We start from the raw sequence: 246 nt of genomic DNA, 5'->3' as shown, positions 1-246 counted from the left end.
ACCTCAGCGACGAGGAGGCAGAGCGCCTCTCTGGCAATGAGGTGGATCCGCTCGACGAAGTGCCCGCGATCCAGCAGTCCACTGCCGCACCGGCGGCACCGCCGAAGTCGCCCCAGAAACCGAAGCCTCTGCGCCCCGTCGCAACCGGGGACGACGCGCCTTTCGGTATGGACCCTCCGGCTCCTGCAGAGCAGGCCGCCTCTCTGGACACAGACGCGGATGCAGAACTGTTCGGGACGGTCTGGC

1 protein-coding gene is annotated in these 246 nt (G+C 67.9%); it reads left to right on the top strand.

The annotated features are described in order from the left end of the window. A partial coding sequence (locus tag G5A07_RS21610; protein WP_191864011.1) for a DUF3275 family protein occupies nt 1-246 on the top strand: 246 nt, incomplete at both ends.

Source organism: Stenotrophomonas sp. AS012628, from assembly GCF_010608305.1.
GTDB classification, from domain to species: domain Bacteria; phylum Pseudomonadota; class Gammaproteobacteria; order Xanthomonadales; family Xanthomonadaceae; genus Stenotrophomonas; species Stenotrophomonas geniculata.
Note: the sequence above shows the minus strand (reverse complement) of the source record. Positions and strands in the feature narration are given on the sequence as shown.